Source organism: Szabonella alba, assembly GCF_016765775.1.
GTDB lineage: Bacteria > Pseudomonadota > Alphaproteobacteria > Rhodobacterales > Rhodobacteraceae > Szabonella > Szabonella alba.
Genome location: NZ_JAESVN010000004.1, coordinates 260,552 through 274,509, shown reverse-complemented (window position 1 = coordinate 274,509; position 13,958 = coordinate 260,552). Strand labels below are relative to the sequence as shown.

The following is a 13,958-nucleotide window of genomic DNA, read 5'->3' as shown; positions in this document are numbered from 1 at the left end:
CGCTATAAGGGAAGTTCAGGCAGCAAGGGGCGCGCGCGTGGTCAGGTTCATCGGTTCATTCTTCGGCGGCATCTTTTCGATGATCACGCTGGGTATCCTGTTCGCGGCCCTGTCGGTCGGCGCGATTTTCTACATGTATTCGCGCGACCTGCCCAGCCATGAAAGCCTTGCGCAATATTCGCCCCCCACGATCAGCCGGGTCTATTCCGGCGAAGGGCGGATGATGGATGAATTCGCCCGCGAACGGCGTATCTATGCCGCGAGTGAGGAAATCCCCGATCTGGTGAAACATGCCTTCATCAGCGCCGAGGACAAGAATTTCTACACCCATAAAGGCTATGACGCGCGCGGCATCGCTGTCGCCGCCTATGAGGCGGTCCAGTCGCGCGGCGCCAATGTGCGCGGCGCCTCGACCATCACGCAGCAGGTGATGAAGAACTTCCTGCTGGGTGGTGAGCGCCGCGTGGAACGCAAAATCAAGGAAATCATCCTTGCAACCCGGATCGAGGAGACGCTGAACAAGGACCGGATCCTTGAACTCTATCTCAACGAGATCTTTCTGGGCCAGAACTCCTATGGCGTAGCCGCTGCCGCCCAGACCTATTTCAACAAGATTCTGGGCGATCTTGAACCGCATGAGGCCGCAATGCTGGCCGCGATGCCGCAGGCCCCGTCTGAATACCACCCGGTCCGCGCGATGGAGCGCGTGACCCAGCGGCGCAACTATGTGCTGCGCGAGATGCGCGACAACGGTTATATTGATGCGGCGACCTTTGCGGTCGAGGTCGAAAAGCCGTTGCGTTCGGTGCAGAACGGCGATTTTCCGGCCTTTCGCGATGCGTTGCCGCCGCGTGACTACTTCTCGGACGAAATCCGCCGTCAGCTTTCGGGCACTTTCGGGGAAGAGGAATTCTTTTCCGGCGGCCTGACCATCCGCGCGACGGTTGATCCCGATCTGCAGGCGGCGGCAGCTGCGGCGCTGCGCGAAGGGCTGGAACGCTATGACCGCGGCCTTGGCATCTGGCGCGGCACCAGTCGCGTGATCGCGCCCGACCAGCTTGAGACCGAGGAAAGCTGGCGTGCGGCGCTGGCGGCGGTCGAAGTGCCGCGCGATATCGCGGGCTGGTATCCGGCGGTGGTGCTGTCGCTGGGCGACCGGTCGGCCCGGATCGGTATTGAAGGGCTGGACGAGGATGAGGACGGCCATTTCATCCCTGCCGATGACGTGACATGGGCGCGCAAGCGGCAGGCGGACGGGCGGCTGGGGCGCAAGGCGCAGGCGGCCTCGGATCTGGTTTCGGTCGGGGATGTCGTTCTGGTGCGCGCGGTCACGCGGGATGCCGATGGCAGTTTCATCCGCTGGTCGCTGCGGCAGGCGCCCGAGGTGCAGGGCGCCTTCATGGCGATGGATGTGAATTCGGGCCGGGTTCTGGCCATGCAGGGCGGGTTCTCCTATCAGTATTCGGTGTTCAACCGCGCGACACAGGCGCAGCGGCAACCCGGGTCCAGCTTCAAGCCCTTTGTCTATGCGGCAGCGCTCGACAGCGGGTTCACCCCCAACACCATCGTCATCGACGCGCCCATCGAGGTGAACACGCCGCAGGGCATCTGGCGGCCCAAGAATTCGTCGAACCGCTTTTACGGTCCGACCACGGTGCGCACCGGGATCGAACAGTCGCGCAACCTGATGACGGTACGGATCGCCGAGGAAATCGGCATGGATACGGTTGCGGCCTATGCTGAACGCTTTGGCGTCTATGACCGGATGGGCCAGTTCCTGGCCAATTCGCTGGGGGCCGAGGAAACCACCCTGTTCAAGATGGTGGCGGCCTATGCGATGTTCGCCAATGGCGGGGAACAGGTGGAACCGACGCTGGTTGACCGCGTGCAGGACCGGCGAGGCCGCACCATCTATCGTCATGATCAGCGCGTTTGCCGCGATTGCGAAATGGCCAGCCTCGACCCTAGCCTGCTGCCCGAGATCACTTCGAACCGGCGTCAGGTGATGGATCCGATCACCGCCTATCAGCTGACCTCGATGATGCAGGGCGTGGTGGAGCGCGGCACGGCGCGCGGCATCAACCTGCCGGTGCCGATTGCGGGCAAGACCGGCACGACGAATGACAGCAAGGATGTCTGGTTCGTCGGTTACAGTTCCAACATCGCCGCGGGCTGCTATATCGGCTATGACCAGCCGCGCAGTCTGGGCAGCGTGTCGGGCGGCGGCTTCTGCGGGCCGGTGTTCCAGTCCTTCATGCAGACCGCCGTTGAGAAATACGGCGGCACCCGCTTCCGTGTTCCGCCGGGGGGCTATTTCCGCAAGATCGACCGTTTCACCGGTGCGGTCCTGTCCGATGATGCCACCGGCGCCAATGTCGTGTCGGAATATTTCCGCGAAGGGGAGGATCCGCGCTCCAGCCTTGGGTTCATGGTTGATGGCGGGTTCGGCATGGGAACCAACCTGCCGCTCTTCGCCTATGGTGAGACCGAGGCCGAAAAGGGCGCGACCGTAACCACCTCATCGGGCCAGACGCGGGTGATTCCGAACAAGGCCGATTTCGGAACGCTCAGTTCAGGCGGACTTTACTGACATCACCGGGGGGCGCGGCGGGATGCGCCGCGCACTGCCCTTGTCCGCCGCCCTTGTCCATTACGGGGCAAGCGGCTATTCAGCCACAGTGCCGGCAAGGGCCCGGCAGCCGGAAAATGGGAAAGACAGGATATGCGCGCCGAAACGCAGAGCCATGTGGAAACGATCCGTAAAAGCCTGACCTTGCTGGGTCAGCGGATGGATCTTGAAACCGCCCCGCACCGGCTGGAAGAATTCAACGCGATGATCGAGGATCCGGACCTGTGGAACGATCCCGCCAAGGCGCAGAAACTGATGCGGGAGCGTCAGCAGCTGATCGACGCGATCGGCACCTATGACCGCATCTCGACCGGGCTGCGCGACAATGTCGAATTGATCGAACTGGGCGAGGCCGAGGGCGATACCGAGATCATCACCGAGGCCGAGGCCAGCCTGCGCGAATTGCTGGAGCTTGCCCGCGAGAAAGAGCTTGAGGCCCTGCTGGATGGTGAGGCCGATGGCAATGACACCTTCCTTGAGGTGAATGCCGGCGCAGGCGGCACGGAAAGCTGCGACTGGGCCTCGATGCTGGCGCGCATGTATGTCCGCTGGGCCGAGAAGAAGGGCTACAAGGTCGAACTGCAATCCATGAGTGACGGCGAGGAGGCCGGGATCAAATCCGCCTCCTACAAGATTTCCGGCCCCAATGCCTATGGCTGGCTGAAATCCGAAAGCGGCGTGCATCGTCTGGTGCGGATCTCGCCCTATGACAGTGCGGCGCGGCGGCATACCTCGTTCAGTTCGGTCTGGGTCTATCCGGTGGTCGATGACAATATCGAAATCGAGATCCCCGACCGCGATATCCGCATCGACACCTACAGGTCCTCGGGGGCGGGCGGACAGCATGTGAACACGACCGACTCGGCCGTGCGGATCACCCACCTTCCGACGAATATCGTCGTGACCTCCTCGATGAAATCGCAGCACCAGAACCGCGAGATCGCGATGAACGCGCTGCGGTCGCGGCTGTATCAGCTGGAACTGGACAAGCGGAATGCGGCGATCAACGCGGCATGGGACAACAAGGGCGATGCGGGCTGGGGCAACCAGATCCGGTCCTATGTGCTGCAGCCCTATCAGATGGTGAAGGATCTGCGGACCTCGGTGGAAACCTCGGACACGCAGGGCGTGCTGGACGGCGATCTGGACAAGTTCATGGCGGCAACGCTGGCGATGAAAGTGTCCGGCAAGTCGCGCGCCGAGGCGCTGTCGGAGGATTGAGACAGGCCTGACGCCGGGGTTTTCATCAGAACCGGCGCCGCAGAAGATCAGGGCAGGCCTGATGGATAGTGCCCCGGTCCTGACGCGTGACCTGGTGGCTTGCGCCTGGCCCGGAGCCCGCAGGGGAATGCCCCTTGAAAGAGGGCGCAGGGACGATGCCGGATACTTCGAAGCAGTTCGTCCATGCCCAGTGACCGGGATAGCCCTTGCGCGGCTTGAAAACCGACACGCGACACTGCCAGAGTGACACAGAATCCGATAGCCAAATCCCGCATCAGCAACGAAAAAGGGCGCCGCAGCGGGCGCCCTTTGAATATTCCCAAATCCCGCTTCGGGGTTAGGTTTTCAGCTGTTCTCGGTCGCCGGTTTGGCATTGGCCATCGGCGCAGGGGACATCGGGTTGGAAGCGCCCTGCGAGGATGCCGGGGCAGCAGCGGCGGAATTGCTGCGGCCGGTTGCCAGCGGATCGTCCTGCCGCTGAACTGAACCCTCAAAATGGGCGCCGCTTTCAATGGCGATGGTCTTGTGGATGATATCGCCTTCGACCCGCGCGGTGGAGGTCAGGCGCACCTTCAGTCCGCGCACGCGGCCGATCACCCGGCCATTCACCACGATGTCATCGGCAACGATTTCGCCCCGGATCGTGGCGCTTTCACCGACGGTCAGCAGATGGGCGCGGATATCGCCCTCAATCGTGCCTTCGACCTGAATATCACCGGTCGTCTTAACATTCCCGGTGATGGTCAGATCCGAGGACAGAACCGAAGCTGCCGGTTTCGACTTCGACGCAGACCCCGAAAAGTCGGAAGACTTCGGCGGAAGCCCCTCGGGCGGGCGGGTTCTGTCGGCTTCGGCCTTGGGGCCGGGTTCATTGATCTTGCTTTTAGAAAACATCTGTCGCTGCCTTGATGAAGGTCATCGGGTTCACGGGTTTGTCCCCGATCCTGACCTCGTAGTGAAGATGGGTGCCTGTCGAACGGCCTGACGATCCCATATCACCGATGCGGTCGCCACGCGATACTTTTTGTCCGACGGACACGCGGATGTTGGAGAGATGGGCATAACTTGTCTCGATGCCGAACTCATGCCGGATCTTGATATGACGTCCATAGCCCGAGTTGTACCCGGCGTAGGTCACGACACCGTCAGCGGTGGCCAGAATCGCCATTCCATGCGGTCCCGCCATATCGGTGCCGCTGTGCATCCGTGTTCCGGCGCCTTTCGGGTCACGGCGATAGCCAAAGCCCGAAGTGAAGCGGAAATTGCCCTTGACCGGCATTGCAAAGGGCGACTTGAAGGCCGCCAGACGGTAAAGGTTCATCCGGTCGAGGCCCTGCAGGATCGCATTGGCGCGAACCTCATCAGGGGAGAGAACGTTGCTGCCCGAAGTCGACATCGTGAAGGGACCCAGCGGGCCGCCCTGACCGGAATAGCCCCGGCGCACGGTGCGCAGCATGTCATCGGGCGACATGCCGGCAGACCGGAACATCTTGTCCAGCGGTTCCATCGAAACGGTGACCGCCTCTTCCAGCTTGGCGAAGATCACGTTGTTGCGCGCTTCAAGCTGACGTTTTTCGTTGCTTATCGATTCGACCTCGTCGCGGGCCGACATGGCGACCAGCGCCATGCTGTCGCGCTGCTCGGCGGTGCCCGCGAGCGCCCCGGCAAGGATCTCCAGCGTCGCCTCGGCATCGCGGGCGCGGCCCTCACCGGTCTTGGCCGATCCGGTTTCATCGCGCAGCGCGGCGGCGAAACTGGCACTTTCGCCGCGCGCTGTGTCGCGTTCCTTGATGGTGCGGCGCAGGGTTTCCTGAATGACGTCAATGCCGGTTTCCAACTCGCGGCGCCGATCTTCCGAGGCCAGAAGCCGCCCCTGCATCTGACTGACCTCGGTCAGCGCAAGATTGAAGCGTTCCTGCGCCCGCGCGGCCTCTTCGGCGCGCAGATCGCGGTCGGCGGACAGGGCATTCAGACGCGCCTCATAAAGGATCTGCTGACGCTGCGCCTGATCGCGACCCGACCCGGCGGCGATCGAATCCATCAGCAGGATTGACGTGGCAAGGATGGTCCAGCCCAGAACCAGCGCACCGCCCACAAGGGCGGCGGCCTGCGTCATCGGCTGAAGTCGGATGAAGCGCGTATCAGTATCGGATTTCAGGAACAGCCGCTGTTCAGGCAGGAAGCGCCCGATGGCCGTGTTGATCCGGTAGGAAAGTCGCGTCAGCACTGTTTCGGTGATCCCGTATCTGTTCCAGACAGGGGAAACGACCACGCCCGGCGCGATCTCCGTCCCCGCCAAAAGGGATAGTCAGGCGCATCCCGGCACGCAACCGATTTGCGCGCGCCGCTCCGCCCTTGCGCTGATTGCCGCCCAAACCGGCAGAAAACCGCCGACTTTCAGGTGGTTCCCTCATCTGGGGCGGCTGCGTCGCCGGTGATTTCGCGTTCGGCCAGCGGCCAGTAGAAATCGGGCGGCAGACCGGCCTCGGCGCGCTTTTCGTCGTTGAAGGGCGGTTTCAGCGTGGCATGGAAATAGCGCCGGACAAGCGCGTGGAACTGGTCCTTGGGGTCCAGCCCGTCGCGCCCGCACAGCCAGTTGAACCATTTCGACCCATAGGCGACATGGCCCACCTCTTCGGCATAGATCACTTCCAGCGCGTCAACCGCGCCTGTCTCACCAGATTTGCGGAAAATCTCGATCATGCCGGGGGTCACATCCAGCCCCCGCGCCTCAAGCACCATCGGCACCACGGCCAGCCGGCCGAGAAAATCTTCAGCGGTATCTTCGGCCGCGCGCCACATTCCGGCATGGGCGGGCAGGGCGCCGTAATGGCTGCCCAAGGATTCAAGGCAATCGCATATCAGGTTGAAATGCTTGGCTTCCTCATCCGCAGCCTTCACCCAGTCGTCATAGAATCCCAGTGGCATCGGCACATCGGCAAAGCGCGCAATGATGTCCCAGTGCAGATCCACCGCATTCAGTTCGATATGGCCGACCGCATGCAGAAGGGCCAGCCGTCCGGCCAGCGTGCCGGGCCTGCGGCGCGGCATGTCGCGGGGGGACAGCAGTTCGGGCCGGTCGGGCCGGGCCGGTCGCAGGGGCGGGGCGGCCTTGCCGATGGGCAGGGGTGTGCCCGCCTCACGCGCGGCAAACCAGCGCGCGGCATGGGCGCGGCCAAGGGCGGTTTTCGCGCGCCCGTCGGCGGTGGTCAGCACCTCGACGGCCATTTCGGACAGGCTTTGCATGATGCGGGCTCCTTTGACTTGGCAACGTCCGACTTACGCCAGGCCGCCATTCGACCGGGACCTAGGCGGAAAGACGGTTGGAAGGGCGGAAATCCCCCCCTCCTTGCGCGGTTCCGCGCGGCTGCGGTCTGGTTAGCCGCCCGCGTCGGTTCGATCAAGCCGGCCGGATCAGGGCGCGCAGATCAGCCCGGACGCGGGCTATCCCCTATGACGGGTCAGCGCAGCGCCTCCAGCACCTCGGCGGCATGGCCCTTGGCGCTGACCTTGGGCCATAGTTTTTCAACCCGCCCGTCTCCCCCGATCAGAAAGGTCGCGCGCTGGATGCCCATATAGGTCTTGCCATACATGCTTTTTTCGACCCAGACGCCGTAATCCTCACAGGTGGTGCCGCCCTCATCCGAGGCAAGAATCACGCCCAGCCCGTGCTTCTTCACGAATTTGTCATGCGCGGCGACACTGTCCTTGGAAATGCCGATCACCGTCACGCCAAGCGCCTTGAACTCATTGCCCAGATCGGTGAAGTCGCGCGCCTCCAGCGTGCAGCCGCTGGTGTCATCCTTGGGGTAGAAATAAACGACCACCCGGCCCGGACGCAGCGCAGAAAGCGAAACCGTGCCGCCGCCATCACGCGGCAAAGTGAAGTCGGGGGCCATATCGTCTGTGGTAATTGGGGACATCTGCGGCTCCTTGCCTGTTGGAGAGGGATGCTTGGTGTTCTAGTTGCCTTTTGTCAAAGTTAAAGCCATGCCGGAACCAAATGGTTCGGGTCAGGGGTGAAATGGGCGATCAGACGCAGGACAGCACGGCACGGACCGAGGGCGCGGCACAGCCGGATGCCGGGGCGGATCTGTCGGTGTCCGCAGCTGCGCCTGCGTCCGGCCCCACCCGCCCTCCGCGCAAGGCGCGCGCGCCACGCCCGGCCCGGTCGGCCTTCTGGGTGCTGCCGGTCCTGATCTTTCTGTCCCTGTTTGTCGTCTTTGCGGGCCTTGCGCTGACCGGAAGGCCGATCCCGCTGCCGGTCTGGGCGGTGGCTGAGGCCGAGGCGCGGGTGAACCGCAGCCTTGTCGCGGCGCTTGAGCCGCAGGGTGTGGTGCCGCCGGCGGTCTCGTTGGGCGGGGCGGTCTTGCGGGTGGATCGCGACTGGGTGCCGCGCCTGCGTCTGGAAGACCTGCGCCTGCTGCGCCGGGGCGGCGATGCGGTTCTGGTCGTGCCCGAGGCGCGAATGATCTTTGACGGATCGGCGCTGCTGTCGGGCAGGGTGCGTCTGGCGGGCCTGCGCCTGATCGGGCCGCGTGTCAATCTGCGGCGCCTGCCCGACGGGCGCTTCGATTTCGGGCTTGAGGCACGCGCCAGCACGCTGCCCGCCGCCGGGATCGGATCGCTGATCGACGCGCTGGCGGCGGTGCTTGCCGATCCGGCGCTGGGGCAGTTGCGCGGGATCGAGGCCGAAGCGATGAGCCTGCGTTTCGATGATCGTCTGGCCGGGCGGCGCTGGGATCTGGGCGACGGGCGGCTGCGTCTGGACAATCGCGCGGATGAGATTGCCGTGCAGGCCAGCCTGTCGCTGCTGGATGGGGACGGGGCGCGGGCGGATGTGACGCTGGTGGCGCAGAAATCCGACAGTGCCGCGCGGTTTACGGCGGCGGTTGAAAGGGTGGCGGCGGCTGATCTGGCCTCACAACTTGCGCCGCTGACCTTCCTTTCGGTGCTGGATGCGCCGATCTCGGGGCGGATCGCTTCGGCACTGGATGGCATGGGGCAGATCAGTTCCTTCGAGGCGGAACTGTCGCTGGGGCCGGGGGCCCTGCGCCCGATCGACGGGATCGAGCCGGTGGCCTTTGACAGCGCGGGGCTGTTTCTGGGCTATGACCCGCAGCGCGAAAGGCTGGATCTGCACGAATTCCGGGTGGAAAGCCCGGATCTGTCGCTGGCGGCGGGGGGCCATGCCTATCTGCCCGGGGCCAATGCCGGCATCCCGGCCGAGATGCTGGCGCAGATCCGCATCGACAGTCTGCGACTGGACGCGCAGGACGTGCTGGAAGAACCGTTGCTGCTGGGTGAAGGGGCGCTGGACCTGAGGCTGCGCCTTGATCCGTTCCGGGTGGAAATCGGGCAGATTGCGCTGACCGTCGCGGGCAACCGGCTGGTTGCCGACGGGCGCGTCACCGCAGGCGCTGCGGGCTGGGAGGTGGGGCTGGATCTGGGGCTGGACCGCATCACTCATGACCGGCTGCTGGCGCTCTGGCCCTCACGGCTGGCGCCACGCACACGGGACTGGCTGGTCCAGAACCTGCGCGAGGGGGAGGTGTCCAATGTCCGCGCGGCCCTGCGTCTGGCACCGGGGGCCGAACCGCAGATCCGGGTCGGCTATGACTTCACCGGGGGCGCGCTGCGTTTCCTGCGCAACCTGCCCCCAGTCGAGGAGGGGCGCGGCTATGCGGTGATCGAGAATCGCAGCTATATGCAGGTGGTGCAGCAGGGCCATGTCACCGCGCCGGGGGGCGGGCGGATCGACGTCTCGGACACGGTGTTCAAGGTGCGCGACGTGACGCAGCGCCCCGCCATTGCCGATGTCGACGTGGTGGCGCGGGGCGGTCTGGTGGCCGCATTGTCGCTGCTGGACCGCCCGCCTTTCGAAATCATGACCAAGGCGCGCCTGCCGGTCGATCTGGGTGAGGGGCAGGCCGAGGCGCGGATCCGGCTGACCATGCCGCTGATCAAGGGCATCCGTATCCATGAGCTGGAACTGGACGTCGATGCCCGGATCGCGGGGTTCCGTTCGGACCGCCTGGTGCCGGGCCGGGTGGTCGAGGCGGCGGCGCTGAATGTTGCGGCGACGCAGGAAGGGCTTGAGATCACCGGACCGGGACAACTGGACGGGGTGCCCTTCGATGTGGCGTTCCGGCAGCAATTCGGGCCTGAACATGTCGGACGCTCAACCCTGTCAGGGCAGATCGAGCTTTCGCCGGAAACGGTGGCAAGGCTGGGGATCGCGCTGCCTGCGGGTCTGATTTCCGGGCGCGGGCAGGCCGATGTCACGATCGAGCTGCGCCGGGGCGAGCCGCCTGCGCTGCTGCTGGTCTCGGATCTTGCGGGGCTGGGGATGGCGCTGCCGCCGCTGGGCTGGTCGAAACCCGCAGGCGCGCGGGGACGGCTGGAGATCGTGGCGGCGCTGGGGCAGCCCGCAAGGGTTGAGGCGTTGCGGATCGAGGCGGCGGGGCTGACGGCGGCGGGAACGGTGACCCTGGCGCCCGGGGGCGGGCTGCAAACCGCGCGTTTCGCGCCTTTGCGGATCGGGCAATGGCTGGATGCGACGGTCGAACTGACCGGGCGGGGGCAGGGCCGGACGCCTGCCATCGCGCTGACCGGCGGGCGTCTGGATATCCGGGGGCTGACCCGGTCGCGGGCGGCAGGCAATGCGGCGGGCAATACGGGCGGATCGGGCAGCACCGCCCCGCCGGTCACGCTGGCGCTGGATGAACTTGCCCTGACCGATGCGATCCGGCTGACGGCGTTCCGCAGCAACCTGTCACCCATGGCCGGGGGGCTTTCGGGTGATTTCACCGCCGGGGTCAACGGGCAGGCCCCAGTTTTCGGCACGCTGGTTCCGGTGGCGGGCCGGGGCACGGCGATCCGGGTGCGGTCGGTCAATGCGGGGGCGGTGTTTTCGGCGGCGCGGATCTTTCCCAATGCGCGCGGCGGCGAGATGGATCTGGTGCTGCAGCCGCGCGGCCCTGCGGGGGACTATGACGGCACGTTGAAAATGACCAATCTGGCGATCCGAAACCTGCCTGCGCTGGCCGAAATGCTGTCGGCCATCTCGGTCGTGGGTCTCCTGGAACAGATGAACGGCACGGGCCTGCTGTTTTCCGAGGCGGAGGCCGAGTTCAGCTTGACGCCCGATGCGATCCGCATCACCAGTGGCTCCGCGGTCGGGGCCTCGCTGGGCCTGTCGCTGGACGGGATCTATTACACACAAGGGGGGCGGCTTGACCTTCAGGGGGTCATCTCGCCGGTCTACATGCTCAACGCGATCGGGTCGATCTTCACGCGGCGGGGGGAAGGGTTGTTCGGGTTTTCCTACCGGGTCGGCGGCACGGCGGCGCAGCCTGCGGTCTCGGTCAACCCGCTGTCGATCCTGACCCCGGGCATGTTCCGCGAGATCTTCCGCCGCCCGCCGCCACCACAAGCGCAGCCTTCACCGCCGCCCGGGGCGGCCCCATCCGCCAGCCCGGAGGGCAGCACGCCGTGAAACTGGATGATTTCGATTTCCATCTGCCGGAAGACCTGATTGCGACACGCCCCGTCCGCCCGCGCCCGGCGGCACGGATGCTGGTTGTCGGTCCGGCAGGGATGCAGGATCTGCATGTCTCCGATCTGCCGGGCCTGATGCGCCCCGGTGACCTTCTTGTGCTGAACAACACCCGTGTTATCCCCGCGCGCCTTGAGGGGCGGCGCCACCGCATGACCCCGCAGGGGGAGGCCGTGGCCGGGATCGAGGTGACGCTGACCCAGCCCGACCCGTCAGGGGGCTGGCGCGCGCTGGCGCGGCCCCTGCGCAAACTGGCACAAGGCGAGGTGATCCGCTTTGCCGCGGGACTGCAGGCCGAGGTAGCCGAGCGTGGCGAAACCGATCTGCGGCTGGTCTTCAATCTGGAAGGCTCCGATTTCGATGCGGCACTGGCAGAGGCCGGGCAGATGCCGCTGCCGCCCTATATCGCCGCGAAACGTGCCCCTGATGCGCAGGATCATGAGGATTACCAGACCATATTTGCCCGCACCCCCGGCGCGGTGGCCGCACCCACGGCCAGCCTGCATTTCGATGACGGTCTGATGGCGGCGCTCCGCGCGGCGGGTGTCGACTTGACCGAGGTCACGCTGCATGTCGGTGCGGGAACCTTCCTGCCGGTGAAGGTCGAGGATGTGACGACCCACCGGATGCATGCCGAATGGGGGGAGGTCACGCCCGAGGCCGCAAGGCAGATCAACGCGACCCGCGCGGCGGGGGGGCGGGTGATCGCGGTGGGAACAACCGCGCTGCGGCTGATCGAATCCGCTGCCGATGCGCAGGGGCAGATGCAGCCCTGGCGCGGTGAGACGGATATCTTCATCTATCCCGGTTACCGTTTCCGCGTGACAGATGGGCTGATGACGAATTTCCACCTGCCGAAATCGACGCTTCTGATGCTGGTCGCTGCCCTCATGGGACAAGAGCGGATGCGTGATGCTTATGCCCATGCGGTGGCCGAAGGCTATCGTTTTTTTTCCTATGGCGATGCGTCCCTGTTGTTGCCGGGCGAACCGTAACGCCGGATTCGCAGCAAAGCGAACCGCGCCGACAGCGGAAAAGCACCTGTCGCAAGGGGCCATTTCGCGACAGCATGTCAAACCGTCGCAAATGGGCGATGAAGACGTGTTTTCGCCGGGTCGCATCACCTGCTTTTGCCTTCTCCCTGTCGCGCAATTAGGATAGCGCGCTGCGTTGGAAGGCCGCGATTTCGGGATACCCGGATCACGCGGCAAAATATTAACCCGTTTCGTCCAAAGTGACCTGCCCCCCTGAAAGGACTTCCCGATGCTGACCGTGCTGCGATCCACCTGGCCACTTTTGCTGGGGATGATGCTGCTGATGCTGGGCAACGGCATGCAGGGGTCCTTGCTGGGCATCCGGGGCGGGCTGGAAAACATGGAGACCTTCCAGCTTTCGGTGGTCATGTCCTGCTATTTCGTGGGCTTCCTGTTCGGGTCGCGCATGGTGCCGGAAATGCTGCGCCGCGTGGGCCATGTGCGGGTCTTTGCGGCGCTGGGTTCCTTGATTTCGGCGGTGCTGATCCTTTATGCGGTGGCACCCAACTGGATTGCATGGTCGCTGATGCGCGTGTTGATCGGCTTTTCCTTTTCAGGCGTCTATATCACCGCCGAAAGCTGGCTGAACAATGCGTCCAGCAATGAAAATCGGGGGCAGGCGCTGTCGCTTTACCTGATCGTGCAGATGATCGGGATCATCGCGGCACAGGGTTTGCTGAACCTTGGCGATCCGTCGGGATTCATCCTGTTCATCATTCCCTCGGTGCTGGTCTCGCTGGCCTTCACACCGATCCTTCTGTCGGTCAGTCCCGCGCCTTCATTCGAGTCAACAAAGCCGCTGTCCTTCAAACGGCTTTATCACGCTTCACCTCTTGGATGTGTCGGGATGTTCCTGCTGGGCGGCGTCTTTTCGGCGCAATTCGGCATGGCAGCGGTCTGGGGATCGCAGGCGGGGCTCAGCGTGCGGGACATCTCGATCTTCATCGCGGGCATCTATGTCGGCGGTCTGATCGCACAATACCCCATCGGCTGGCTGTCAGACCGGATCGACCGGCGCACGGTGATCCTGTGGCTGGCGGTTCTGGGCGCGGTGGTGCTGTCGGTTCCGGTGATCTGGGACGCGCCCTTTGCAGTGCTTCTGGTGATCGGGGCGATGGCGGGGGGGATCTCGAACCCGCTTTACTCGCTGATCCTCGCCTATGTGAACGATTATCTTGAGAAATCGGATATGGCGGCGGCCTCGGCAGGGCTATTGTTCATCAATGGGCTGGGGGCGATTGCCGGTCCGGTCATCACCGGCTGGCTGATGAGTGAGGTCGGACCCCGGGGCTTCTTCCTTTACATGTCGGTGCTGTTCGCCTTCCTTGCCACCTATGCCGCCTGGCGGATGACGCGTCGTCGTCAGACGCCCGATGCAACCGCAGCCTTCACCGCGGTTTCCCCTTCGGCCACGGCCATCGTGGCCACTGCCGCCATGGGCGAAGGCGAGGTCGAACAAACACGCCAGACCCCGCCGCGCCCGATGGACTGAGGCCATAACCCGACGCGGCGGCGT

Annotated in this window: 9 protein-coding genes; 5 read left to right on the top strand and 4 right to left on the bottom strand. The window is 64.7% G+C overall.

The window, feature by feature from the left end; translation table 11 throughout:
* Positions 1-37 precede the first annotated feature (37 nt).
* Entirely contained in the window at positions 38-2,590 is a 2,553-nt protein-coding gene (locus tag JL811_RS11495) for a PBP1A family penicillin-binding protein (protein WP_202688761.1), read from the top strand.
* Between the two features lie 132 nt (positions 2,591-2,722).
* A complete protein-coding gene (prfB, locus tag JL811_RS11490) occupies positions 2,723-3,850 on the top strand; it encodes a peptide chain release factor 2 (RefSeq protein WP_202688760.1) in 1,128 nt (375 codons plus the stop codon).
* 345 nt (positions 3,851-4,195) lie between these two features.
* On the opposite strand, the gene JL811_RS11485 is transcribed toward prfB, so the two are convergent.
* The 4 genes from JL811_RS11485 to JL811_RS11470 all read right to left on the bottom strand — a co-directional run bounded on the left by JL811_RS11485 (position 4,196) and on the right by JL811_RS11470 (position 7,773).
* On the bottom strand, positions 4,196-4,744 hold the full coding sequence (locus JL811_RS11485; RefSeq protein ID WP_202688759.1) for a bactofilin family protein: 549 nt from the start codon (positions 4,742-4,744) through the stop codon (positions 4,196-4,198).
* Positions 4,734-6,077, bottom strand: coding sequence for a DUF5930 domain-containing protein (locus tag JL811_RS11480; RefSeq protein WP_202688758.1), 1,344 nt, complete (start codon positions 6,075-6,077; stop codon positions 4,734-4,736). The genes JL811_RS11485 and JL811_RS11480 overlap by 11 nt, the downstream gene beginning before the upstream one ends.
* Before the next feature lie 170 nt (positions 6,078-6,247).
* Positions 6,248-7,096 carry a ferritin-like domain-containing protein gene (locus tag JL811_RS11475; protein WP_202688757.1) on the bottom strand — a complete coding sequence of 283 codons (849 nt, stop codon included), beginning with the start codon at positions 7,094-7,096 and terminating at the stop codon, positions 6,248-6,250.
* Positions 7,097-7,311: 215 nt separating this feature from the next.
* Positions 7,312-7,773: a peroxiredoxin gene (locus tag JL811_RS11470; RefSeq protein ID WP_202688756.1), complete on the bottom strand. Its 462-nt coding sequence runs from the start codon at positions 7,771-7,773 to the stop codon at positions 7,312-7,314.
* An 80-nt stretch (positions 7,774-7,853) separates the two neighbouring features.
* Here JL811_RS11470 and JL811_RS11465 point away from each other — a divergent pair, with 80 nt between their 5' ends.
* From JL811_RS11465 to JL811_RS11455, 3 genes are all read left to right on the top strand, one after another.
* Positions 7,854-11,348 carry a DUF3971 domain-containing protein gene (locus JL811_RS11465; RefSeq protein WP_237684929.1) on the top strand — a complete coding sequence of 1,165 codons (3,495 nt, stop codon included), beginning with the start codon at positions 7,854-7,856 and terminating at the stop codon, positions 11,346-11,348.
* On the top strand, positions 11,345-12,403 hold the full coding sequence (queA, locus tag JL811_RS11460; protein WP_202688755.1) for a tRNA preQ1(34) S-adenosylmethionine ribosyltransferase-isomerase QueA: 1,059 nt from the start codon (positions 11,345-11,347) through the stop codon (positions 12,401-12,403). The genes JL811_RS11465 and queA overlap by 4 nt, the downstream gene beginning before the upstream one ends.
* Before the next feature lie 268 nt (positions 12,404-12,671).
* Positions 12,672-13,934 carry an MFS transporter gene (locus tag JL811_RS11455; RefSeq protein ID WP_202688754.1) on the top strand — a complete coding sequence of 421 codons (1,263 nt, stop codon included), beginning with the start codon at positions 12,672-12,674 and terminating at the stop codon, positions 13,932-13,934.
* Positions 13,935-13,958: the final 24 nt, after the last annotated feature.

Excerpts from the sequence above, each read along its gene's own strand:
- JL811_RS11485 (WP_202688759.1), bottom strand. The coding sequence starts at position 4,744 with ATGTTTTCTAAAAGCAAGATCAATGAACCCGGCCCCAAGGCCGAAGCC.
- JL811_RS11470 (WP_202688756.1), bottom strand. The coding sequence starts at position 7,773 with ATGTCCCCAATTACCACAGACGATATGGCCCCCGACTTCACTTTGCCG.
- JL811_RS11475 (WP_202688757.1), bottom strand. The coding sequence starts at position 7,096 with ATGCAAAGCCTGTCCGAAATGGCCGTCGAGGTGCTGACCACCGCCGAC.
- JL811_RS11465 (WP_237684929.1), top strand. The coding sequence starts at position 7,854 with ATGGTTCGGGTCAGGGGTGAAATGGGCGATCAGACGCAGGACAGCACG.
- JL811_RS11455 (WP_202688754.1), top strand. The coding sequence starts at position 12,672 with ATGCTGACCGTGCTGCGATCCACCTGGCCACTTTTGCTGGGGATGATG.
- prfB (WP_202688760.1), top strand. The coding sequence starts at position 2,723 with ATGCGCGCCGAAACGCAGAGCCATGTGGAAACGATCCGTAAAAGCCTG.